This window comes from Yimella sp. RIT 621, from assembly GCF_004146205.1.
GTDB classification, from domain to species: domain Bacteria; phylum Actinomycetota; class Actinomycetes; order Actinomycetales; family Dermatophilaceae; genus Yimella; species Yimella lutea.
Map to the genome: position 1 here is coordinate 25,947 of NZ_SEIP01000008.1, position 24,350 is coordinate 50,296.

Genomic DNA, 24,350 nt, shown 5'->3' on the forward strand with positions numbered 1-24,350 from the left:
TATGACACCCACCACCACACAGCGCTCAACCAGATCGCGAAGGCGTTCGTCGACTGGCGGCGCCCACGGTGCGAGCGACATCGGCAACCAGACCGCCGCGGTGCTCGGCGCCGCTGAGTCCTACGCGCACGTCGGGGCTCGTATCTCCGACCGCAGCGTCGACGAGCCCGACTACCCGTGGGCCATGTGCCTGCGCAAGGAGTCGGACGACTACGCCGCGAAGCACTCGCGGTCGGCCGGCAACGGCGCGCTTATGCGCAACGGCATCGTCGGGCTGACGAGGTTGCGCGACCTTGACGCGACGGAGCGGGCGGCGGTCGCCGTCGCGTCGCTGACCCACGCCGATCCGTTGGTTGCCGACTCGTGTGTGCTGCACGCAGAGGCGATCCGGGTGACGGTTCTGGAGGGGCGTCTCGACCTGCGTGCGGGCCTCAATCTCGTTCCGCAGGAACGACGTTCGCAGTGGGAGCAGTGGATCGACAGCGCCGACTTCACACCCGGTGGTCGAGTAGCGAGGGAGGGCTACCGGCCGAGCGCGATCGAGACCACCTCAACGCACGTCGACCATCGAGGTCTCGCCAACCCTGCTGCATCAATTGAGGCCAATGGCTCCACGTTCGGCGCACTCCGCGCCGCTTGGGCCGCGATCACCTCAACCGACGACGGTTCGTCGGGCCACGCGCGACGTGCGCTGATCGCCGCGGTGCGCGCCGGCCACGACGCCGACACTGTCGCCGCGATCACCGGTGCACTGATGGGTGCGCGGTGCGGCGTCTCCGGACTGCCCGCGGCCTAGCGGCGCAGGGTGCACGGCTGGCCGGTTCAGCGCGAACGCGACCTGATCGAGCTCGCGCTTCGGTCGGCGGGCGAGTGCGACGTCGACACCTGGCCGGCGCGCGATCATGAGATCGGATTCGGCACGCCGCTCGAGGTGCCCGTGTCGTGGTCCGACCGGCTGACCGTCGGCAACGAGGCGGCGCTCGCGACAACGAACGCAACCGCCGTCGTGTCGCTGTCGCGCATCGGTCGAGCTGAAGACCGTGGCACCGAGAAGCACGCGCAGGCGTGGCTTGTCGACAGCGACGACCCGTCGTCGCACACCGACCTTGCGCTCGGCTTGCACGACGCCGCCGACGCAGTGGAGGAGTTGGTGCGGGAGGGCGAGACCGTCTTCCTGCACTGCGTGTACGCCCACCACCGCACGCCGTCCGTCGCGTTGTTTCACGCGATGAAGTACGGCGGCCTTCGGGAGCGCGATGCTGTCGAAGCGGTGCGAGAGGCGTTGGGCCAGAACGATTTCGACGATCTGCTGTGGCGACCGCACTTGAGGAGGGGATGCCATATGCACGGTGACATGAGCGAGTTCGCACACAGGCAGGAGCGCGCTTCCGCGCGATGATGATCGGGCTCGCGCTCGGTGATGCGACGTTGGCGCCGGACGGTCAGACGTTCATCGCTGGAGCGGCCACCGACCTCGCGATGCGCCAACTGCACGCGGTAATTCGCGCGTGGCGACCGCCGGACTCGCGTGCCGAGTCGACGCTCATTCAAGCCACGATCGATGACCTGCAGTCGTTCGTCTACAACACCGACGAGCCGACCAGCGTGCAGCTGGAGCCGCGCCCGTGGTTCGGCCAACCCGCTGTTCCACAAGCGGCGGGGCAACCCGCGAGCCACGGTGGAGGCCGTGAACGACGGTCTGAAGTACTTCGGTGGCACGTCCAAGGGCGTCCACGGGTTGCTGCGAGCAGCGCCGCTGTGTGCTCTCGCGCTCATCTCGACGGCCCATGAGCTGAAGGAAACGGTGTCGCTTTCGGTGAGCCTCACGCAGGACACGCACTACGTCGCGAACCCGGCGATCCTCTTCCGCCAGCTGTTGGCTCGGCTGGCGACCTCGCCGACGACCGAGTGCCTGGACGTCATCGTCAATCTGTTCTCCGAGGCGCCGGTGACGAAGGTGGACGACTACTTCACAACGGCCGGCGGCGAGGTCGACCTCGACTACCTGCGAACGATCGCCGCGAACGGCCGTGCCCACCGCGTGCTCGCCGCCGGTATGTACCTCGCCACCTGCGACGCCGAACTCGACGGCGCGATCGGTTTCGCGGGCGAGACCGCCGACGCAGACGGGGTCGCCGCGGTGGCGGGTGCGCTGATCGGTGCGTCGACAGGTGTCACGCCGTGGATGGACGAGCAGTTCGCCAAGCACGAATACGCATGGCAGATACAGATGTCGCTGCGCGATCTGTTCGTGGTGGCGCTGACGACGGACGAGCCGTTGGTTGCGATGGCGGTGCGATATCCAGCGTGGTGAAGGTCGAGCGGTTCCAGCGAATGCGCCTGGGCTCGTTCGATTTTCGCTGATTCGTCGACGCGTTGTCGGTGGGTGGGTGATGATGACCTCTCGCACTTAGGGAGGAAATACATGAGTACTGGCGACGCGCCAGAGAAGTTGACGTACGAGGATCTGAACCTTCCGGAGTCGCTGCAACCACGGAACGAAGCGTGGGCTGGCGCCCTGCTCAAGTACTACTACTTCTGCGAAGCCCGGCCTCGCCACCCGCTGTTCAGTGGTTGTCAGTGGGATGCCTGGGACCCTTCGGGTACCCGGGCAAGTTCGCAGAACACCTTCACCTCGGACGACCTGTCATCGCTGTCGCTGTTGGGGGTAAACCTCCCCGGAGACGCGGCGGTGCAGATTCTCGTGAAGCAGAAGGATCGCTTCGATCAGCTTCTGTCGGCCATCGGCGACGACCTGGACCTTGTCGACGTCGACGACGTCAGCGAGTCGGGAAAGAAATACGGCCCGGTGTGGGCGCTCTGGCACGAGCTTCGGAAGCTCCACAACGTGGGCGCGACCAAGACCGCGAAGCTGATCGCCCGAAAGCGCCCACGACTTGTGCCCGTCTATGACTCGGTGCTGAGGGAGACCGTGTTTCCGTCGGGTAAGCAGTGGCAGCCGCTGCACGCGGCACTACGGCAGGAGACGCCGCACCGCCGCCTCCACGACCGGCTCGAGGACCTGCGCCAGGATGCAGGGCTCGGCAGTGAGGTCAGCCCGTTACGGGTGTTCGACGTGCTGGCCTGGCTTGAGGGATCGGGGAAGGCGAAGGCGGTCCCACGCCCCTAACCACACCTCCGCGTCGGCGAGGCTGTCGGCGGTCGGTCGCATGATGCGGGGTATGACGCACATCGCTGAGTTCCTCCGACCGTCGGCAACCCCTGGTGAGCCACGCACGACCTGGTCGACGGGGTCGGCGGCCATCGACGAGATCGTCTGGTTCGAGCCCGGTCGTGTCTGGGTGGTCGCAGGGGTCGGCACGTCGCAGCTGCTCTGCCAGTGGGCATACGACCTTGCCGTAGTCAACTGCCTGCCGGTGAACTTCATCGGCACTCGTCAGCAACCGGAAGGCGCATACCGGCATTGGTTTTCGCGGAACGCCGCAGCCTACGGCCATGCAGTGAGCGAGCCGCCGCTCTCGGCTGCCGGGCTCGATGTTCAGCGGGGCGATCCGAGCGAGCTCGTCGACGCCTGGCTCGTGGGGGCTTGCGAAGGGCCCGGGGTGATCGTCGCCGAGACCGCGGGTTGCAGCTGTGTCAGCACCGACTGGTTTCGGCCGCTCTTGTGGGCTGGACGCCTCGTCATAGTGGCGGTGCCACGCGCTTGTTGCTTCGACTGGCATCCACCGGTCGGAGATCCACTTGAGTCGCACGGTGTCTGGATGGCGGCCGCTGACGTCGTCCTTGACCTCAGCCGCGGTGACCACGACTTCGTTGACGTGACGATCCACAAGAACCGGGGCGGTGCGACGGGAACCGTGACTGTTCGGTTCTCGCCGAACAGCGGTCGGTTCCATGATCTTTCGGAGGCCGACCTCGGCGGTCGTTCGGTCCCGCTTCCCGGGTTGGCTTAGACGCTCGGTTTCAGGTTGCCTGAGTGGTTTGCGGTCTTCTGACACTCCGCCGCTGCGTACGGCATACCGGTGCATGCCGCGTTGCTCGTGATCATCGCCAGCAGCCGGGACTCAGACAGGAGGGGAACCATCGAATGACGCTCACACTCGCCCCAATCCTCGCCAGCGCTGGCATCGACCCGGCTGAGGCAATCGTGATCCGCCACTCGTTCGTGCTTGCCCATGCCGACGGCGAACGCGGTCTCCACGCCGACTCGACTGACGACGAGATCCTCGCCTACACATCGCGGCAGTCCGCGGATACTCGGACCTTCCCGGCAGCCCCGCCTCGACAGTGGGTCATCTTCATGAAGGAAGGCGCAGACCGGGCTCGCCTCTGGTCGGTCGTCGACAACCATGGTGAGACTTACAACGACGGCACGCTGCGTGGGTTCGACCTCAGGGTCTCCGACGATCTGGCCAATCTCAGGAACCGACTGGTCATCTCGTGGCCGGCGCCGCGAGCGTGGCGGGTGCACGGCACCACCGCAGTGGGGTACCGCGTGGCAGAGATCGCCGACGCGCGTCCGCTGCGCTTCCCGGGGTTTGACAGGCTCATCGTCGACCGCGTGCAACTCCAAGCGCTGACGCGAGAGCACCGATACACGGGATGGCGCACCGCTCTCGCCTAGGTCAAAGGCATCTACCTGATCACCGACACCCGTGACGGGCGCCAGTACGTCGGTAAGGCCGACGGCGCCGAGACGATTCTGCAGCGGTGGAGCGACTACGCCACGACTGGTCACGGCGGCAACGTTGAGCTCCGTGGGCTCGATCCCGCAACCTTCCGCTACTCGATCCTGCGTGTCTTCGATCCGGCAACGCCCACGCGCGTCATCGATGAGGCGGAGAGTCATTTCAAGCAAGCTCTCGACACGCGCAAGCATGGACTCAATCGGAACTGACCCACATCGCGCCTGAGACGATGACGGCTCACCGCGTCTGCGAGGCAAGGGGATTGCATGGAGCCTGGGCTATACGAGCGACTGGTCGACGCCGGCCTCGCACGCGCTCTCGACGATCTCGACGACGACCTCATCGCTCACCTCAAGGACGTACCCGACGCTGACCTCCGCCATGTGATCAGTCGGCACGTCGCGACAGCTCTCGTCCGCCAGATCACCCCAGAGCTGGCCAATCAAATCCTCGCCGGCCTCGACGACGAGGACGACGCGCAACTGCCGCCGGGCAAGACACGGCAACTCGTCGGCATCGAGCGCAAGGTCACTCTCGGCACCCGGCGGTCGTACGCAACGCGTCCCACCACGCCGCTGTCTGAGGCGGCGCTGCTCACTAACTCGCACGGCGAGCCGTCGCTCGGTGCCGAGCTTCGGGCAGAGCTGGTGAGCGCCGACTCGGTCGACCTGCTGTGCGCCTTCGTGATGTGGCCAGGCATCCGCTTGCTCGAGGACGAACTGCGAACTCTGCGCGCCCACAACGTGCCGATCCGTGTCATCTGCTCGACCTACACCGGCTGCACCGACCGTCGCACCCTCGACCGCCTGGTCAACGACTTCGGCGCCCAGGTGAAGGTGCACTACGAGATCCAACGGACGCGACTCCACGCGAAGGCATGGTTGTTCCGGCGTAACACCGGGTTCAACACCGGCTACGTCGGCTCCTCGAACCTCTCCAGCAGCGCGCTGCTCGAAGGCGTCGAGTGGAACGTCCGCATCTCCGAGGTGGCCACGCCGACGCTCATGCGGAAGTTCGACGCGACCTTCGAGTCGTATTGGAATCACCCGGCATTCGAGACCTACCTGCCCGAGCGCGACGCCGAGCGACTCGACCTCGCGCTCGCCAAGGCCGGCAACCGGGAGCAACCAGACGACACGATCAGCATCTCCGGACTTGCCGTCCACCCGTTTCCCCACCAGAAGCTGATCATCGAGCAAATCGAGGCCGAGCGGGTGGTGCACGACCGGCATCGCAACCTCGTCGTGGCCGCGACCGGCACTGGCAAGACCGTGATCGCCGCCCTCGACTACCAGCGCCTCTGCCAGGGGAGCGAGCGGCCACCCTTACTGTTCGTCGCGCACCGCGCAGAGATCCTGCTGCAAGCCCGGCGCACCTTCCGAGAAGTGCTGGGCGACGGCGGTTTTGGTGAGTTGTGGGTCGACGGCAGGCGGCCGACGCACGGTCGGCATGTCTTCGCGTCGGTGCAGTCGTTGGCGCGGCTCGATCTTGCCGAGGTCAACCCGGCGGCCTACGACGTCGTCGTGATCGACGAGTTCCACCACGCTGAGGCGCCGTCGTACCAGCGGCTCATCAGCCACTTCCAGCCGCTCGAGCTGCTCGGCCTCACCGCGACCCCAGAGCGCGCGGACGGGGTGAACGTGGCCGACTTCTTCGGAGGCCGCATCGCCGCGGAGTTGCGACTCTGGGACGCGCTCGAAGCCGACCTGTTGACGCCGTTTCACTACTTCGCGATCGGCGACACCGTCGATCTGCGACACGTGCGGTGGGTGCGCGGCGCGTACGACCAAGCCGAGTTGGAGCGGTTGTTCGCCTCGAATGCCGATCGTGCACGACACGTGCTGCGATCGGTGCGAGACAAGGTCGGCGACTTAACGCAGATGAAGGCCATCGGCTTCTGTGTGTCGCAGGAGCACGCACGGTTCATGGCGCGCCAATTCAGCGAGGTCGGTGTGCCGTCGGTTGCCGTTGTCTCTGGTCCGGATTCGTTCGATCGCAGCGCGGCCGTGCGGCAACTCGTCAGTGGCGAGGTGAAGGTGATCTTCACCGTCGACATTTTCAACGAGGGCATCGACATCCCCGCGGTCAACACCGTCATCTTCCTGCGACCGACCAAGAGTGCGACGGTGTTCGTGCAGCAACTCGGCCGTGGACTGCGCTTAGCCAACAACAAACCGGTGCTGACCGCGCTCGACTTCGTCGGCCATCAGCGCGCCGAGTATCGCCTCGATCGCAAGCTGCGTGCCATTGCCAAGCGCATGACCCGCGCCGAGCTCAAGGTCTCAGTTGATCGCGGTTTCGATATCCCCGGCGGGTCGCAGATTGTGCTCGACGACGTCGCCCGCGAGGCGGTGCTGGAGAACATTCGGGCCGGCGTCGGCTCGTCGTGGAAGTCGATGACGGCGGAGCTGCGGTCGTCGACTGTTACCGGGCTGGCCGAGTTTCTCGACGACGCCGGGCTCGAGCTCAGCGACGTGCTGCGCAACAACAAGTCGTGGACCACGCTTCGCCGAGACGCGGGGGCAGCCCTCCCGCCGCCCGGCCCGCGCGAGCGGGAGTTGGTGAAGCGGGTGCGCGCCTTCGTGCATGTGAATGATGTGCGCCGGCATCGCGCCTACCGAGAGCTTCTCGCCGACGGCTTTGACTGGTCGGCGGCGTCGGACGATGCGCGACTGTTTGCGCCGATGCTCGCAATGTCGTTGTGGCCGAGCGGTGGTGGCTTCACGTCGGCCAAGGATGCGCTCGATGCTCTGGCTGCCGAGCCGGCGATCCGTGGTGAGCTGACCGAGGTGCTCGACCACGCTCTCGATCAAGCGCATTGGACGAGTTCGGCTTCGGTCACCAGCAGCGGTGCTCCCGCGCTGGCGCTGCACGGCAGCTACACGCGCGAGGAACTGCTCACCGCGATCGGGTATGCCTCGTTCGAGCGGCGCAACTTTCCGGCGCATGCGGTCGCCGGCGTATACCGCGTCGATGATCGGTACCTCGACGCGTTGCTGGTGACCACCGTGAAGACCGACTCTGGGTTCTCACCGACAACCATGTATCGCGACTACGCGATCTCGCCCACCCTGTTCCACTGGGAGTCGCAGTCGACAACGCGCGAGGCTTCGGCGACCGGGCAGCGGTACATCAACCACGCCCGCTCGGGCGACTCGATCCTGTTGTTCGCTCGTGAGCACAAAGTGACCGAGTTCGGCGGCGGTGCGCCGTACGTGTTCCTCGGGTCGGCGGAGTACGTGCGGCACGAGGGGGAGCGGCCGATGGCGATCACCTGGCGGCTTGGGGAAGCGATGCCGGAGGGTGTGTTTGCGTGGGCGCGGTCGGTGTAGCCCTAGCGTGCGTTTACCAGCATGGTCTGCGTCGCTGCCCAGAAGACGGACGGTGCGAGGTAAAGGAACAGTGCAGCCGGCCCAGGGTTCGTGATCTTGACTATGAAGGCAGCAAGAACGGTTCGGGATCGTCCATGCAGGCCCAAGAGGCCCAGCAGTGCGGCGGCGGCTCGAAAGCGCGCCGTCCAGCCGCTGCGCATCATGACCCACGCGATACGAACCCCCATGACTGTGAGCCCGATGAGGAATACATCGCCGAGCAGCCCGAAACACGCCTGTGCCAGAGCATCCAACTGACCCGCGGCACCACCCGTTGATGCCCCATCGAATTCTGCCTGCGCGCCGACGGCGACGAAGGCACTCACTCCAACCAGCGTTGCGCCAACCATGAATCGCCAGAGCCAGGCGAACTGCTCAGCAAGGGCAGATCTGGTGGCGAGCGGCGGTGGGGGCGGCAGCACAACCGCGATGCCTAGCCCCGTGACCACCACAACCGCTGTGAGCAGGATGATCGTCCCGACGAACAGCTCCGGCACCTTGATCAATACCCCGACGAGGGCGGTGGCAATTGTCACGCCGCCGACGTAGAGCCACAGTCGATGGACATGGCGATGCCACTCTGCGCGATTTGCTGCGGCGCGCCTTCCAGTGACTGTCATGTGCTGTCCCTCTCGGTCGTGACTCACTTTCCCTGTCGGCACCGACAACGACATCGATGCCGACCCGAGCCCGTCGTCCGGCCCCCATGCTCGGACGACGTCCCCGGTCCAACTACGCCTGCGACGTGAGGTGCCACTGCCTGCAATAGGGGCACTTGTAGCTGCGCTGCTCGCGCCGCCGGCACTCCGAGCCGTTCTCATTGGCTCGAGTCCGAGCAAGCTCTGCGCTCCACAGAGCGGGGATCGTCGCCGCGTGGTCGGGGAAGCAGATCTTGTCGGTGACGGCGCACCGGCGGTGCGGAGTGAACTGCCTGCGCTTGCTCGGTCGCATAGGTCAGCTCACCGCTTCGTCCAGGCGTTGCAGCCGCGCGACTCGAAGAACTTGTCGGTCGCCTTGACGGTGACAAGCGACTGGCCCGAGCTGTTGCTGTTGTCGATGATGTTGTCGAACCCGTCCGATCCGCTGAGGCGTGCCCAGTAGCAGTTGCCGCTGTCCGGTGCTGTCGAGATGTACGTGCCCGGCTGCACGTCCACGCCGACCTGGAACGTGCCATCGCCGGGGATGCTCGAGCCGTCCTGCGTGGTGGCCGGTGCCGCTGACTCGGTCACGGTGACCGTCTCGGCGGGTGCAGCCGCTGCCGTCTCATAGACGGTCTGTGCCGGCTCGTGAACGGTGACGGGTGATGCGTCGGCGGCCGTCGTGGCACCCGACCCGGACGACGAGCCGGCAGCGATGCCGAGAACGAACGCTCCGATGGCGGTGCCGCCGTACTTGAGCCACGTGTTCCGGCGCGACTTACGCGCCGGCGCGGAATTTGTCTGGGGTTGCTGCAGGACCTGGTTGTGCATGTCTGCCTCCGTGTAGGCACGCCCGTTGCGTGCAATGCGGCAAGACTTGCTAATCCACGGCAATCCGAACACAAGAAACACTGATAAGGGGGCTTATCAGTTAAAACAAGCAGAAGTGAAGGAAGCGTCGTAAGGTTCAACCCATGACCACCACCTACCCGGCGCCAGGCCCGCTACGCATGTCGCTCGCCGACGTCGCGCGTGCCGCCAAGGTGCAGCGTCCGGTGGTCAGCATGTGGCGGTCTCGAAGCGCCGGGCGTGAGGTGCCGTTCCCGCAGCCCGCGACCGCAGATGGCGCGGATGAGCTGTGGGATGCCGCTGCGATCGCCGACTGGTTCCGCCGTAGCGAGGCGCAGCTCGGGCATCTTCCCGGCAACAACGACTCCGTGATCGACGATCTGCCGCGTTTCACGCGCATCGATCCCACGGTCGTCGGCGACCTCAACACCGACACACTGGCAGCATTGCTCGCTCTCGCGGCTATCACCGGCTCCGACCTCGGCGATCTCACGCTCACAGAAGTCACCAACGTGGCCAGAAGCATCGACCCCCACGACGTATTTCTGCTCACGGAGATCGTCGGCGCACCCATTAACGCGACGGCGCTGGGCATTTGCGACGAACTCTCCAACGCGTCGTACTCCGCACGAGCGGCGCTCGAGGCTCTTGTCGCCGACGAGACTCGGCGCTCCGGCGGCTACGCGGCGCAGTTCGAGAAGCTCCTCGCCGCGAGCGTCATCGCCGCCGGTGGAGCGCTCGAGATCGACCCGCTGCGGTTGACTCTCCTCAGCCCCGCACTCGTCGGAGTCGCCTTGGCCGTGGCCGACCGCGAGCCGCTGGCAGACATCAGGTTGGTCGACTGCCGCGACAGAGCGACGCGGAGCGCACTTCGCCGCCTGCACGCGGCCGGCATCGACGCCGACCTCGCAAGCGACGACACGGTGACCGGACCGGGCGTGCTGCTCGGCGACGTCCGCGACCTCCCCAACCGTGACGCGCTCGATGCCGTTGACGACAGCGTGCTCCAACTCGGCGAGCACAACCTCGCGCTGTTCGTCGGCGCATCAGCCGCTTTGACCAACTCGCTCACTGACCCTGCCGATGTGAAGCTACGCGACTCCTGGCTGCGTTCCGGTCAGCTCCGGATGGCCGCCCGGCTTCCCGCAGGCGTCATGACCCACCGGCACAGCGGGCGGCTCTCACTTCTGCTACTCGGGGCGAATCCCGTTACGGTGCCACAGAATCGGTTGGGTGTGGTGACGGGAGACCTGGGCGACCGGGTGCTCGCCGAGCTGTCGATCGACGACTTCGTGACCGACCTCGTAGTCGCGACGAGCGCGCACATCCTCGGCCGCGCGCATGTGCTGAAGTCGGCCCGGTTGGTGCCGGTGCCGTCCCTGCTCGCTGGCGACGGCGACCTGGTGCGCCGGGTGGTCACCGACGCCGATGCCGACCCGTCCCGCGGCGTCGACCGGTCGATTGCCTTTCGGGCGGACGAGATGCGATCGGGCTGCGGCGATCTCGCGGAGGGCTGGCAGGTCGTACCCGAGGCACGTCCGACCACAACCAAGGCTTGCACCATCGAGCACGCCATCAAGGAGGGCTGGCTGCGGCTGGTTCCTGGCAACCGCATCCGCGACGACCTTCTTCACGCTGGGAGCAGCGGCGTCCGCGTGCTCGGCGTGCCCGAGCTGGGCGGAAGTGCGCCACGGCGCATCGACCGGGTCGAACTCGAGTGGCGTTACGAATCGGCGCGACTCACCCAGCCCGACGACGTCGTGTTCGCTCCGGCGCACGGTGCGATGGTCGATCGCGTCGGCGACGCACTGGCGCTCACTCCGTTGCGGGTGCTGCGGGTGACCGACGAAGGGCTCGCCGCCGGGTTGAGCCCGGAGGTGATCGCCCGCGACCTTTCAGCGCAATCGGCGCCGGCGCGTGACGTGAAGCTGATGCGGATCCGTCCGATCGCAGCCGGGCAGGTCGCGGCCATTGCCGACCGGACCAGCCAGATCGCCACCCGCAGAGCTCAATTGCAGCAGGAGCTGGAATCTCTCGAACAGCTGGAAAGTACGTTGGTGGAGTCGGTGGCATCCGGCTACGCCCGAATCGAATCCACCACACCCGACACGAAGGACTGACGTGCCCCCGAAGAAGAAGGTCGACGCTGCGCCGTCGACTATGAAGGAACTGAAGGCGACGCTTTGGAAGGCCGCCGACAAACTGCGCGGCTCGATGGACGCCTCGCAGTACAAGGACGTCGTGCTCGGGCTGATCTTCCTGAAGTACGCATCGGACGCGTTCGACGAGCGCCGCGCACAGATCGAGGCCGACCTCACGGCCGAGGGGTGGAGCACCGAACAGATCGGACAGGTCATCGACGACTTCGAGGAGTACCGCGGTAGCGGCGTCTTCTTCGTGCCGCCGACTGCACGCTGGAGCTACCTCGCCGAGAACGCGAAGGGCTTCGACGACCCCCAGCTGGGGCGAAGGGTGTCGATCGGCGAGTTGGTCGACGACGCGATGCAGCTCATCGAGGGCTCGAACCCGACCCTGCGCGGCACGCTTCCGAAGACTTTCAAGAGTGAAGTGGTCGACCAGCGCCGCCTCGGCGAACTGCTCGACGTGTTGAACTCGGCCCGGTTCACCGGCGACGGGTCGACGAAGGCGCGGGACCTGCTCGGTGAGGTCTACGAATACTTCCTCGCTGAATTCGCCCGGAGCGAAGGCAAACGCGGCGGCGAGTTCTACACCCCGGCCGGCGTCGTGCAGGTGCTCGTGCAGGTGCTCGAGCCGCACCGCGGACGCGTCTACGACCCGTGCTGCGGGTCGGGCGGCATGTTCGTGCAATCGGAGCGGTTCCTCGCCGCGCACGGTGAGGAAGCCTCCGACCTCGCGGTCTACGGCCAGGAGAACAACGAGCGCACTTGGCGGATGGCCAAGATGAACCTCGCCATCCACGGCATCGACACCGGCGGGCTCGGCGCGAAGTGGGAGGACACCTTCGCCCACGACATCCACCCCACGCTCAAGGCCGACTTCGTGATGGCGAACCCGCCGTTCAACATCAAGGACTGGGCGCGCAACGAATCTGACAGCCGGTGGACCTACGGCGTGCCGCCGAAGAACAACGCCAACTACGCCTGGATGCAGCACATCCTCAGCCACCTCGACTCCAACGGTCGAGCCGGCGTCGTCATGGCCAACGGTTCGCTGTCGAGCAACACCGGCGGTGAGGGGCAGATCCGCGCGGCGATGGTCGAGGACGACGTGGTCGACTGCATCGTCGCCCTGCCGACGCAGCTGTTCCGCAGCACTGGCATCCCGGTGTGTGTGTGGTTCTTCTCGAAGAACAAGGCTGCGGGACAAGGCGGTTCGGTCGATCGCACCGGCCAGGTGCTGTTCATCGACGCCCGCGAACTCGGCCACATGGTCGACCGCGCCGAGCGCGCGCTGTCGGACGAGGACATCGCTCGAATCGCCGACACGTACCACTCGTGGCGGGGTGCAGCTTCCGCGTCCGGTGAGTACGCGGACGTGCCTGGCTTCTGTAAGTCGGCGACGCTCGCGGAGGTGAAGGAAGCCGGCTACGCCTTGACGCCTGGTCGGTATGTGGGAGCGCCCGAGGCAGAGGACGACGGCGAGCCGATCGGCGAGAAGGTCGCCCGGCTTACCAAAGAACTCCTCGCAGCGATGGACGAGTCGGCGCGGCTTGACGTTGAGGTCCGCAAGCAGCTGGGGCGGCTGTCGTGAGGACAACGATCGGCGAGCTAGCCGCAGCGGGCGTCTTGAGCTTTGGCGACGGATATCGGACGCGTCGCGATCAACTTCGCGAACCGGGGTACCGCATTCTGCGAGTGGCCGATGTTGCGGATGGAGTCGTCAACAGAACTGGGCCCGACTTCGTGTCGGAGGAGTTGACTGCTCAAATCGGATCGAAGCTCTCGGAGCAAGGTGACATCCTGCTGACAACGAAGGGCACAGTCGGTCGAGTAGCTGAGATGCCCGCTGGCGAGCGCGTCGTGTACTCCCCGCAGCTCTGCTACTTCCGGCTGAATGACGAGGACCGCCTCTCTCGACGTTTCCTGTCCCTGTGGTTCCGTTCAGCTGAGTTCGTCCGTCAAGCGTCACATCGGGCGAACAACACTGACATGGCGCCGTACATCAACCTGGCGGATATTCGATCGCTGGAAATCGAGGTGCCTCCGATCGCGACGCAGCGGGGGATTGTGGAGGTGCTGGGGGCGTTCGACGACAAGATCGCCGCCAACCGGCGGGTCGTTGCCGTTAGCGGCGAGCTGATGGATACCGCACTGTCCGAAGCTCTGGCATCCGGATCAACGACCAAGTCCGTTGGCGACATTGCCGATTTCCACAACCGAAGGAGGGTTCCGCTCTCTGGTCGCGAGCGTGAACTTCGGGTGGGGGGAGTTCCGTACTACGGAGCTGCCGGGCTGGTTGGATTCGTGGACGATCAGTTGTTCGACGAGCCGCTTGTGCTAGTCGGCGAAGATGGAACCGTCGTGACGGACGACGGAACGGCTGTTGTCCAGTACGTATGGGGCCCCAGTTGGGTGAACAACCACGCCCACGTTCTGACTGGGCGAACGGTGTCTACGGAGCTACTCGCAGTGATTGCCCGTCGGACGCGAGTTAGCGATCTCGTTACGGGGGCGGTGCAGCCGAAGCTCAGCATGGGCAATCTCAAACGAGCGCAAGTGGTGGTTCCAACCGAGGTCGCCGCAGTTGAGCACACTATTCACGCGCTCTCAGGCAGCGCTCGAGCACTGTCGGACGAGACTGCTCGCCTCGCCGCGACCCGCGATGGACTGTTGCCCCTGCTGATGTCCGGAAAGCTCACCGTGAAAGGCGCGGAGAAGTGTGCCGGGGAGGTGCTCTGACCGATGGTCAAGGACGGAAGCGAAGCCCAGTGGGAGGAACTGGTTCTCGAGCATCTGGCCGAGATCGGATGGGAGCCGGGCAGTGGCCCGAGCGTCGCGCCGGGTTCTGGCGGCCGTGCAAGCTGGCACGACCTGGTGCTGTACGACGTGTTCATTGACGCGTTGCGGCGCCTCAACCCGCACGTGCCGGCGCAATACCTGGAGCAGACAGCAGCCGACATCCTGGCCCCGAAGTCGAACGATGCGCTGGCCGAGAACTTCCGGTTGCACCAGATTCTTGTCGACGGGTGGACTGGCACGTCGTACGTCGATCATGAAGGGCAACAACAGAATCCGACCATCCGGTTGATCAGCACGAACGAAGCCGAGAACCGGTGGCAGGCGATCAACCAGCTCACGGTTCGCGATCGTGATCGGGAGCGCCGGTTCGACGTCGTGCTCTACGTGAACGGGCTGCCGCTGAGCGTTATCGAGCTCAAGCGTGCCGGCGCGGCCAAGGCAACCGTGCAAGCGGCCTACCAGCAGTTGATGACCTACGTGTCGGAGTTCCCGACCGCGTTCGCCACAGTGTGTTTCGTGGTGGCCAGCGACGGCATCGGCGCTCGCTACGGCACGCCGTTCACGCCGTACAACCACTTCGCCACCTGGAACGTCGACGACGACGGCCGCCCGGTCGAACTCGACGACACCGACTACTACGGGAACTCGCGCACGGGCTTGGAGGTGCTGCTCGACGGCGTCTACAACCCGGAGCGGTTCCTGCAATTGCTGCGCAACTTCACCGCTTTCGATCGCGGCAAGAGCGGTGTGACCAAGCGCATCGCGAAGCCGCACCAGTACTTTGCGGTCACGAAGGCCGTCGGCACCACCGTCGACGCGGTGCGAGGTGACGGGCGGGCCGGCGTCGTGTGGCACACGCAGGGCTCGGGCAAGTCGATGGAGATGGAGCTCTACTCGGCGGCGGTGATGCGTCGTCCGGAGCTGCACAACCCCACGATCATCGTGCTCACCGACCGCACCGAACTCGACGACCAGCTCTTCGGCGCTTTCTCCTCCAGCACCTTGTTGCCGGAGAGCCCGAAGCAGGTGGGCAGTCGTGAGTCCTTGCGGGAGGAATTGGCGCAGCGCAAGACGGGGGGCATCTACTTCACTACCTTGCAGAAGTTCGGGCTGTCGAAGGAGGAGAAGGACGCGAACAAGCGTCACCCCCTTCTGTCGGAGCGGCGCAACGTCGTGGTGATCGCCGATGAGGCCCACCGCAGCCACTACGACCAGCTCGATGGCTACGCGCGTCACCTCAAGGACGCGCTGCCGAACGCCACGCTGATCGCGTTCACCGGCACCCCGATCGCGACGAAGGACCGCAACACGCGTGCGGTCTTCGGTGATCACATCGATGTCTACGACCTCAACCGGGCGGTCGATGACGGCGCGACCGTGCCGGTGGTGTTTGAGCCGCGACTGATCGAGGTCAAGCGTGCCGACGGCATGACCGACGACTCGATCGACGAGGTCGTCGACGAGGCCACCCGCGGGCTTGACGATGCCGAACGCCGGAAGGTAGAGCAGTCGGTGGCCGTCATCAACGCGATCTACGGGGCCCCGGAGCGCGTGCACACCCTGGTGACCGACCTCGTCCAGCATTGGGAGGTGCGCCGGGAGAACATGAAGCCGTTCATCGGCGGCCCGGGCAAGGCGATGATCGTGTGCGCTACCCGACGGATCTGCGCGCAGGTGTACGACGAGATCGTCGCGACGCGACCCGACTGGCACGACGACGCGATCGACAAGGGGCGGATCAAGGTCGTCTACTCCGGTGAGCCGAGCGAGCAGGATCCGTTGATCCGCAAGCACATTCGCCGTCCGAGCGAGCAGAAGACGATCAAGGAGCGCTTCCGTACCGCCGACGACGAACTCGAGCTGGTGATCGTCAAGGACATGATGCTCACCGGCTACGACTCGCCGCCGCTGCACACGCTCTACCTCGACCGGCCGATCAAGGGCGCGCTGCTGATGCAGACGCTCGCCCGGGTCAACCGCACCTTCCGCGGCAAGCCGGACGGCCTGCTCGTCGCCTATGCGCCGGTCATGGAGAACCTCAACGACGCGCTTGCCGAGTTCACCCATGCCGGCGACCGCGACCAGCGCGACGCAGTCGGCCGCACGGCGCAGGAGATGCTGGAGGTTCTGCTCGACCGCCTCGCCGAGCTTGACATCCTGACGGCGGCGACGAACTGGCGCACAATTCACGGCTCCGACCCGAAGTCTGGCTGGCTCAAGGCCGTGCTAGCGGTGACGAACTACCTGCGCAGCCCGGCGACGGAAGGAAACCGTGGGGAGGACCCGTCCGAAAGGCCTGTCGCAGAACGATTTCGGGGGCTCGCACACCAGTTGGCCAGGGCGTTCGCGCTCTGCGCCCAGTTGCCCGGCGCGGCCGCCCGACTGGCCGACATCCGCTTCTACAACGAGGTGCGGGTGTGGCTGGCGAAGATCGAGGCGCAGGAGCGCGAGGCGAACGGTGAAGTGGTGCCGGAGGAGGTCGCCACCCTGCTCGCGAAGGTGCTCGACGATGCGACGAGCACCGGCGAGGTCTACGACATCTTCGAGCGGGCCGGCATGGAGCAGCAATCCATTCACAAGCTCAGCAAGGAGGTGATCGCCGAGCTGCAGGCCGAGAGTCCGCACGTGCTGATCGACCGGCTGCGTGCCCAGCTGCTGAGCGACGTTCGCCGGTCGGCGAGCAACAGCCTCGTCGCGCAGCGCGCGTTTAGTGAGCGGCTCACCGAGCTGATGAACCGCTACACGAACCAGCAGCTCACCGCTGCCGAGGTCATCGCCGAACTGATCAAGATGTCGAAGGACGTCGCCGAGCACGAAGACCGTGGCGCGCAGTTCTCACCACCACTCGACCGGGACGAGCTGGCGTTCTATGACGCGGTCAGCGAGAACGACTCCGCCGTTCAACTCATGGGCGACGACGTGCTCGGCGCGATCGCGCGCGACCTCGTCTCGGTGATGCGCAGAGACATGCGGACCGACTGGACCGTGCGGGACGACGTGCGTGCGAAGCTACGCGCCTCGATCAAGCGATTGCTCATCAAGCACGGGTATCCGCCGGACAAGCAGCCCGAGGCGATTCGGACGGTCATCGAGCAGATGGAGGCGATGGCGCCGAGGTTTGCGGAGGAGCGTCGGAATGTGGGGGTGAGCTGATGCCGCGACCGAGGCCTACATCGATTTACCACTTCACGCGGGTGGAACACCTAGCCAGCATCGTTGCGCACGGGCTGGTGGCTGATTCGATTGCGCAGGAAGGCCTTCTGACGGTGGAGATTGGCAACCGGGGCATCAAGGCGAACCGTCGGGCGCGCGGCGTGCCCTGCCATCCCAACGGCGTCGTGGCCGACTACGTACCGTTCTACTTCGCCCCGCGTAGTCCGATGATGTATTCGATCCACCGCGGCAACGTTCCGGAGTACAGCGGCGGCTGCGGGCGGATCATCTACCTAGAGTCAACACTAGAGACGGTGGTGGACCATGGACTTGATCTGGTGGTCACTGATCGGAACGCAGCTCTTGCCGTTGCGTCGTACAGCGTGGATGAAGAGGAGTTCGACGACCTCGTCGACTGGCCCCTGATGCGCAAGACGATGTGGAACAACACCGTTGACGAGCCGCAGCGGATGGAGCGCAGGATGGCCGAGGCGCTCGTGCACCAGATGGTTCCTATCGAGTGCATCCTTCGGGTCGTGGCGCCGACTCAGTCCGTTGCAGACGAGGCCGCTCGGACTGTGGGTACGCTTGGTATTCCGGTAGATGTCATACCGGAGTGGTACTTCTAGGGTCATGGAGCACGCGATGATCACCGAGACCGAGGGAAACCTCCTTCGGGCAGACGTCGAGGCCCTCGTCAACACGGTCAACACCGTTGGTGTGATGGGCAAGGGCATCGCCTTGCAGTTCAAACGGGCCTACCCGGAAATGTTCAAGGCCTACTCCCGTGCCGCGAAGGCAGGCGAGATCCAGCCCGGCCGCGTGCACGTGTGGGAGACCGGATCGCTCACCGGCCCGCGCTACATCATCAACTTCCCAACGAAACGGCACTGGCGCTCGCCGTCGCGTTTGGAAGACATCGAGACGGGGCTGGCTGACTTGGCTCGCGTCCTCAGCGAGCGTGGTATCACCTCAGTCGCTGTACCCCCACTTGGCTGCGGGAACGGCGGCCTGCCCTGGGCAACGGTGCGTCCTCTCATCCTGGATGAGCTCGGCGGGCTCGATGTTGAGGTACAGCTCTTCGTGCCGGCGGGTGCGCCGAAGGCGACCGAGATGATCGACCGACGGCCGCCGCGGTCGTTGACACCTGCCCGTGCTGCCTTACTGAAGATCGTCCGCGACTACGAGGGTGTTGCGTTCGAACGACCATCGTTGATCGAGATCCAGAAGCTGATGTACTTCCTTCAGGCAGCAGGGCAGCCACTCCGCTTGAACTATGGCAAGGGGATCTATGGGCCGTACGCCGACAACCTGCGCTTCGTCTTGGTGGAACTCGAAGGTCAGTTCCTGACGGGCTATGGGGACGGTGGCGCGAAGGTGCAGGAAGCCGAACCGATCCAATTGTTGTCGGATGGTGGTGACGAAGCCGAGCGGTTGATCGCTGCTGATCCGGACCTGACTGAGCGGATCGAACGAGTCCTGAGCTTGGTTCGTGGGTGGGAAACCCCCTACGGGCTCGAACTCCTGGCGTCCGTTCATTGGCTGGCAACCGCGGGGGAGAACCCCGTCGCGGATGAGGAAGCGGCGTTTCGTCAGCTCTCAACGTGGACTGCTCGCAAGCAAGCTATGTTCACCGCCGAGCACGTGGCAACTGCGTGGCGGACGCTTCAGGACCATGGTTGGTTGCCCCAGCTGGCGACGACTCGAGGGTGAGCGAGCGGCAAGCGCGAATGGTCGACTCCGACCGCTGGGCCGGGCGGGCATAGTCGTACCTCACCTGGGTGCTCCTACGAGTTGCTCTGCTCCGTGGGCGGGGCCGACTTCACCTGGCGATCGAGACCGACATCGTCTTCCGGAGGAGTCCCACGGTAATCCATCCCTTTACCCCTGCGAAGTGTCCTGCGGCTCAACGTACTTGGACCAGCGCTGGTCCATCGGGGCTGACGTGCCGTAGTGAGCACGCGATCGTCGAGGGTGCGGTGAGGCGCCCATTTGATAGAGCCGTGATTCGAAGAACCCCTAGCTCATCGTCAGCGGTGCCCGATAGCCTCAGCCTCGAACGACCGGGGACAAGGGGCACCATGATTCGCAACTCGACAACGCACGCACAGCGCACCGACCTGGCGACGGGCTGGACGCCGTGATAGTGCCAATCGGCGTCGCGAACACCTACGACCGCCCGTACGCACTTGTCGACGTCGAAACAACCGGCCTGACGGCGAGTCGCGACCGCGTGGTCCAGATCGCGATCGCCCAGATGGAGCCGAACGGTGTCGTGACCGATCAATGGTCAACGCTGATCGATCCCGAGCGTGACCCAGGCCCTGTCGAGATTCATGGCATCACCCGGGCAAGGTTGCGCGGTGCACCCAGGTACGCCGATGTCGCTCCGCGGATCCACGAGATGCTCAGCCTGCGCGTGGTCGTGGCGCACAACGCTCGGTTCGACTGGGACTTCCTTGCCCACGAAGCGCACCGAGCCGGGCACCGCTTTCCCGCCGACACCAGACTGTGCACCTGCCAGTTGTCGCAGCGGTTCGACCTGCCGGTGGCCGATTTCAGGTTGGCGAGCCTGTGCGACTACTGGGGCATCAAGCAACACCGTGCCCACGATGCCGAGGACGACGTGCGTGCGCTCGTCGAGCTCACGCGTCATTCGCTCGCGTTGGCGCACCGGCTGGGATTGCCGTTGCCCTACGCGCGGCCACGCCCCCTCGGCGGATACCCGCCGGTTGCGCCCCGCACGCCCTGCATGTGGCGGTATCCCGGCCGGCACGTGCCCGGCCAACCACTGCGCCAAGGAATGACGGTGGTGTTCACCGGTCAGACGCACCGCGACCGGGCGATGCTGATCGAGACGGCAACCAGGTGCGGCCTCGACGTGATGAACTCGGTGAGTTCACGCACCAGCGTCCTCGTGTCGAACGGCGAGCTCGGCACGCGCAAGGCGGATCTCGCGCTCAAGCACGGCACCAGCCTGATGACCGAGGAGCAGTTCATGGGGCTGCTCGACTCGGTCGAACCCGGTGACCCGAGAACGATGGCGCAGGTTGTCGTGCAGACGATGCCTGACGCGGTGCCCGTGCTCAGCCCACCGAGACCGCGCGCCAAAGTGGCTGCCCCCGGGCGGTTCTCGCGCAGGCGCGTGATCATCCTCGGCGGCTCGCACGATGAGGCGGCCGACGTGCGAACCCGTGTGCAGGAGGTTGGTGGCACCTGCGCGGTGAACCTCACCGTCACCGTGACGGACTTTGTCGCGCTGGCGGACGCCGAGAAGGACGCACGCATCTCCAAGGTCAAGGATCGAGCTCTGACCGAGCTCGACCCTGTGACACTCGAGCCTGTCGGTGCCTCGCAGCCCAGCGCGAATGACGAGGCGCAGCAACTCGATTCGGTGGATGTGGTGTCGCTCCCGCGAGGTGGCGTCACCGATATCGCGCACCTCGACTTCACCGTTATTGCCACCTGGGTCGCTGCCGAGGCGGTCGGCGAAGTCGACGTCGTCGCATTCGTCACGGATCCGACGGGCAGCGTCGCGCGCGACGAGGACTTCTGTTTCTACAACCAACCGACCCATCCGACCGGCCTCGTCGACCTCGACCTCGCAACGCCCGACCAGGCGTCCGTCGACGTTCGGGCAGGGGCACTTCCGATCGATTCACGAATCACCCTTGCCACCGCGATCGATGGTGATGGCACGTTCGGAGACCTCGGCGCTATTGAGCTGAGCGTGCGATCGAGCGACGGCTCGTTGCTGGCGCGCGCGACGCTCGATGCGGCCGCCGACGAAACGAGCATGCTTCTCGCTGAGGTGTATTGGCGTAACGGGGCGCTTCGGTTCCGAGCGATCGGTCAGGGCTACCAACGGCGCCTGGCTGGGCTTGCCGTCGGCTACGGGGTCGACATCGAGGAGGACGTGGAGTAGCCGCGGAGGGTCAGGCGAGGCCATGCTGCGTCGCCCACACTGCGATCCGGTTGCCACGTGCCGCAACGAAAGTCATGCACGCCTGTCCGGCGGATGCACTCAAGCGTCAGGTCGCTGCGGTCCTTGATGCGCGGGTGGAAGCCCTTCGCGCCGTTGATCGTCACCTTGCCGCCGATCCGGTTAGCAGGAAACGCGAGGTGCCCGCCGATGGTTCGGTAACTCCGAGCAAATCGGTTGAGGAGCGAGGGGCGAATCTCGTTTACCAGGGCAGCCTCAGAACGTTAGGCGGAGTCGCCCGTGCATCGGACGTGGGTGCTTTCATGACTTCGTGCCCTTCGACCTCACCGAACTCCGCGCGATCGTGCCCCAGGTGTGGGCGCTGAGCGACCCTGCGCACTCGGAGGTGAGGGTGTCGCTCGGTCGAAACCCGCAGCGGTGGTGGCGGCGCCGGATCCGGGTGGACGGTGTCGCGATGCGGCGGCATCCTGCGGTGTGGCCGCTGTTCGAAGGGAAAGAGGGGTTTGAGCTAACCATCCGTGCGGACGGGTCGGTGCGGTTCGTGCCCGAGTACCCCTCGCCGCACGTGTTCGGACACCTGGGCTCGGGACCGCTGGAGATCGTCCGTGACCCGGACGCTCGTCCCCCCGGGCGGGTTGCGTCCGCGGCCGCACAGAACGTTGGGGGCGGAAGATCGCGACATCGGTTACCTGCGGAAGTTGTTCCGTCCGGGTGACGCGGAGGAGGTCGGACGGAGGCGTGCGTCGATCGAGGAACAGGAGCGCCGATCGGGTCCGCTGCCCGCTCAGGCGCGGGCCTTTGCGGAGGTGTCGGCGGGACACTCGAGCATCGATCCGGCGGTTCCGCACACTCCGCTCGCGCAGGAGTTCGTGGGGGCGGGGATGTGGGGGCCACTCAGCGTCAAGACCCGCGATCCGCAACGCTGGGCCGGGTGGTGGCGCACCAGAGTCGACCTCGAAACGCGTCGCTTCCCGGTCGGTGTGCAGCCGGCGGTTGTGTCCGAGCACTGGCTTCCGGTCGGCGATCCCGACGAGCGCGGCATGTACTGCGTCGACATGGTGCCCGGCGACGGTGGCACGGTCGGCCAGTTGATCTTCCTGCCCGGCGACCAGTGTGTGGGTGCGCAACTGGTTGCCGACTCACTCGCGGCGGCCTTCCGCGGCGACCGGCCTACGCCGCAAGGCTTCCTTCCACCGATGACGATTCCCGACCACATCGTCACCTGCATGACGGCGGCGGAGCTCGAAAAACGCCTTGCCGCAGGCGAACTGCCCCCGACACTGCAGGCCGTTGCGCTCGAGGACGGTCGGGCGCGGCTCGACGTGGTGAACGCGCTGCTTCGGTATTGGGGACTGCCGCAGGTGGATACGTTCGAGTGGGCGTGGCGGCAGGGGCTGACGTCACGCCCCGGTGCCTGACGCTGAGGGGGTGCGAGCCGCTGCTGAGCCCGTCATAGCGCCAGTCGCCGCGCAATCCTCCATGGGAGGCAAAGCGGCACAGACCATGGCGGTGGGTGCGACAATCACCGCATGCACGAGTACTCGGGGTCCACTGCCACGGGCATCAGCCAAGAGCTCGCGACGCTCATCGCGCAGGCGGAGCGGGGTGAGCCGTGCCCTCGCGTCACGCTGCTCACAGCGGCCGGTCTCGTCCAAGGGATTCCCGCTTCCCGCAGCAGGGCCCTTGAGGCCCGACGCGCCGCTGTACGCGAGGCTCTCAGGACATCTGGGGTGAAGTCTCTGCTCAATCGAAGAGGGCCGGCACCCGAAGAGCTCGCACGGCCGATGCTCCAGTACATCGACAACTGCCCCCCGACGCCGGGGCACATGCACCTGGTGCCGGCCGCTGTGATGCCGCTGCAAGGTGCGGCATTGAACATGCCGACGATGACCGTAAATCTGAGCCACGTCGTCTCATGGTGGCTTGGACTGGCGGATGTCAGCCCTCAGAGGTCGCCGGGGTCTGCGGTCGGATTCGTTGTCGACTTCTGACCCGCGTTGACCACTTGGGTTCACGATCACCTGCGAGTCGTCACAGTGCCGGTCGATGACGCGGACACACTGGGTGGGTTGGAGTCGGCGGCACTTGCGTTGATGGACCCCCGCTTAATCTCGATAAGGTTCAACGGAATTCGCTGTGTTCTCGACTGTCCGAGCTCGGGAAGAAGTACAACCGGCGCCGACGGTAGATAGTTCCGAATCTTCCTCACGCCGGCGGAAGAGCTGCGGCGAGCACTCCTCGCATCCGGGCGACGTCCGTCGTTGTGAGTGGTGCTTCGCCGAGAAGGTCATCGCGAAGAAGTTTGACCAGTCGCTTCGGCCACAGCACGTGAACCCCTCGCGTGGAGAAAGCCCCGCCGACAAGCGGCCAATCGGCGTCGACGAAGCAGAGCGCACAGACCACGCGCAGGTCACCGACAAGATCTCTCACTATCGCGGCCTGATCGAGTGCGCCGTCCACCAGTGCGGTGCAGTCACGCCGTCCCACGATGAGCCTCTCCACGCGACGCAGAATGCCGCCTTCGACCCTCACCTCGAGGCGTCCCTTGTACCGCTTGGCATCGATGACCCACACCCCAGCAGTTGTCACGACAAGGTGGTCGATGTTGGTGCGTGTGCAGGGAATGCGGCGGTCGTGCAGCACCGCTACGGACGCGCCGGATAGGCGCGGCTGCCCAGTCGGCGAACTTAAGTCCCAGGCAGCCCGCTCGTCGCAAAGCCTGCCGCCCCGCAACCCGTATTTGCGCAGTCCTGGCGTCTCTTTGAAATGGAAAGCCCGGGCTCCACGATCGTGGAGCCCGGGCTGGA

The 24,350-nt window shown here is 65.7% G+C and carries 20 protein-coding genes; 17 read left to right on the plus strand and 3 right to left on the minus strand.

Annotation, left to right across the window (positions count from 1 at the left end; genetic code table 11):
* Window position 1: 1 nt before the first annotated feature.
* From EU513_RS08945 to EU513_RS08975, 8 genes are all read left to right on the plus strand, one after another.
* Complete coding sequence (locus tag EU513_RS08945; RefSeq protein ID WP_168990222.1) at window positions 2–796, plus strand: ADP-ribosylglycohydrolase family protein; 795 nt, start codon at window positions 2–4, stop codon at window positions 794–796.
* Between the two features lie 9 nt (window positions 797–805).
* A complete protein-coding gene (locus EU513_RS08950; RefSeq protein ID WP_129625560.1) occupies window positions 806–1,399 on the plus strand; it encodes a dual specificity protein phosphatase family protein in 594 nt (197 codons plus the stop codon).
* Window positions 1,400–1,687: 288 nt separating this feature from the next.
* Entirely contained in the window at window positions 1,688–2,314 is a 627-nt protein-coding gene (locus tag EU513_RS08955) for a hypothetical protein (protein ID WP_129625561.1), read from the plus strand.
* Window positions 2,315–2,425: 111 nt separating this feature from the next.
* Complete coding sequence (locus EU513_RS08960) at window positions 2,426–3,130, plus strand: DUF6308 family protein (protein ID WP_129625562.1); 705 nt, start codon at window positions 2,426–2,428, stop codon at window positions 3,128–3,130.
* Window positions 3,131–3,377: 247 nt separating this feature from the next.
* On the plus strand, window positions 3,378–3,914 hold the full coding sequence (locus tag EU513_RS08965; protein ID WP_129625563.1) for a hypothetical protein: 537 nt from the start codon (window positions 3,378–3,380) through the stop codon (window positions 3,912–3,914).
* A gap of 134 nt (window positions 3,915–4,048) precedes the next feature.
* The gene (locus EU513_RS08970; protein WP_240795986.1) at window positions 4,049–4,585 is read left to right on the plus strand and encodes a hypothetical protein; all 537 of its coding nucleotides are present in this window, start codon (window positions 4,049–4,051) and stop codon (window positions 4,583–4,585) included.
* Window positions 4,586–4,600: 15 nt separating this feature from the next.
* Window positions 4,601–4,858 (plus strand): GIY-YIG nuclease family protein, encoded by a 258-nt coding sequence (locus tag EU513_RS16360; RefSeq protein ID WP_255407455.1) that lies wholly within the window; start codon window positions 4,601–4,603, stop codon window positions 4,856–4,858.
* A gap of 57 nt (window positions 4,859–4,915) precedes the next feature.
* Window positions 4,916–7,981: a DUF3427 domain-containing protein gene (locus EU513_RS08975; protein WP_129625564.1), complete on the plus strand. Its 3,066-nt coding sequence runs from the start codon at window positions 4,916–4,918 to the stop codon at window positions 7,979–7,981.
* A 2-nt stretch (window positions 7,982–7,983) separates the two neighbouring features.
* Here EU513_RS08975 and EU513_RS08980 read toward each other — a convergent pair whose 3' ends face one another.
* Window positions 7,984–8,640 carry a hypothetical protein gene (locus EU513_RS08980; RefSeq protein ID WP_129625565.1) on the minus strand — a complete coding sequence of 219 codons (657 nt, stop codon included), beginning with the start codon at window positions 8,638–8,640 and terminating at the stop codon, window positions 7,984–7,986.
* A gap of 339 nt (window positions 8,641–8,979) precedes the next feature.
* Entirely contained in the window at window positions 8,980–9,489 is a 510-nt protein-coding gene (locus EU513_RS08985) for a hypothetical protein (protein WP_129625566.1), read from the minus strand.
* Between the two features lie 143 nt (window positions 9,490–9,632).
* Here EU513_RS08985 and EU513_RS08990 point away from each other — a divergent pair, with 143 nt between their 5' ends.
* The 9 genes from EU513_RS08990 to EU513_RS09030 all read left to right on the plus strand — a co-directional run bounded on the left by EU513_RS08990 (window position 9,633) and on the right by EU513_RS09030 (window position 23,534).
* Complete coding sequence (locus EU513_RS08990; RefSeq protein WP_129625567.1) at window positions 9,633–11,627, plus strand: hypothetical protein; 1,995 nt, start codon at window positions 9,633–9,635, stop codon at window positions 11,625–11,627.
* 1 nt (window position 11,628) lies between these two features.
* Window positions 11,629–13,239 (plus strand): class I SAM-dependent DNA methyltransferase, encoded by a 1,611-nt coding sequence (locus EU513_RS08995; protein WP_129625568.1) that lies wholly within the window; start codon window positions 11,629–11,631, stop codon window positions 13,237–13,239.
* Entirely contained in the window at window positions 13,236–14,387 is a 1,152-nt protein-coding gene (locus EU513_RS09000; RefSeq protein WP_129625569.1) for a restriction endonuclease subunit S, read from the plus strand. The genes EU513_RS08995 and EU513_RS09000 overlap by 4 nt, the downstream gene beginning before the upstream one ends.
* A 3-nt stretch (window positions 14,388–14,390) precedes the next feature.
* Window positions 14,391–17,600: a type I restriction endonuclease subunit R gene (locus EU513_RS09005; RefSeq protein ID WP_129625570.1), complete on the plus strand. Its 3,210-nt coding sequence runs from the start codon at window positions 14,391–14,393 to the stop codon at window positions 17,598–17,600.
* Entirely contained in the window at window positions 17,600–18,229 is a 630-nt protein-coding gene (locus EU513_RS09010; protein ID WP_129625571.1) for a DUF4433 domain-containing protein, read from the plus strand. The genes EU513_RS09005 and EU513_RS09010 overlap by 1 nt, the downstream gene beginning before the upstream one ends.
* 16 nt (window positions 18,230–18,245) lie before the next feature.
* On the plus strand, window positions 18,246–19,313 hold the full coding sequence (locus tag EU513_RS09015; RefSeq protein WP_129625572.1) for a macro domain-containing protein: 1,068 nt from the start codon (window positions 18,246–18,248) through the stop codon (window positions 19,311–19,313).
* A gap of 427 nt (window positions 19,314–19,740) precedes the next feature.
* Window positions 19,741–21,525 (plus strand): exonuclease domain-containing protein, encoded by a 1,785-nt coding sequence (locus tag EU513_RS09020; protein WP_129625573.1) that lies wholly within the window; start codon window positions 19,741–19,743, stop codon window positions 21,523–21,525.
* 623 nt (window positions 21,526–22,148) lie between these two features.
* Window positions 22,149–22,961, plus strand: coding sequence for a hypothetical protein (locus EU513_RS09025; protein WP_129625574.1), 813 nt, complete (start codon window positions 22,149–22,151; stop codon window positions 22,959–22,961).
* A 111-nt stretch (window positions 22,962–23,072) separates the two neighbouring features.
* Window positions 23,073–23,534, plus strand: a complete 462-nt coding sequence (locus EU513_RS09030) for a hypothetical protein (RefSeq protein WP_129625575.1) — start codon at window positions 23,073–23,075, stop codon at window positions 23,532–23,534.
* Window positions 23,535–23,748: 214 nt separating this feature from the next.
* Here EU513_RS09030 and EU513_RS09035 read toward each other — a convergent pair whose 3' ends face one another.
* On the minus strand, window positions 23,749–24,186 hold the full coding sequence (locus tag EU513_RS09035) for a nuclease-related domain-containing protein (RefSeq protein WP_240795988.1): 438 nt from the start codon (window positions 24,184–24,186) through the stop codon (window positions 23,749–23,751).
* Window positions 24,187–24,350 lie beyond the last annotated feature (164 nt).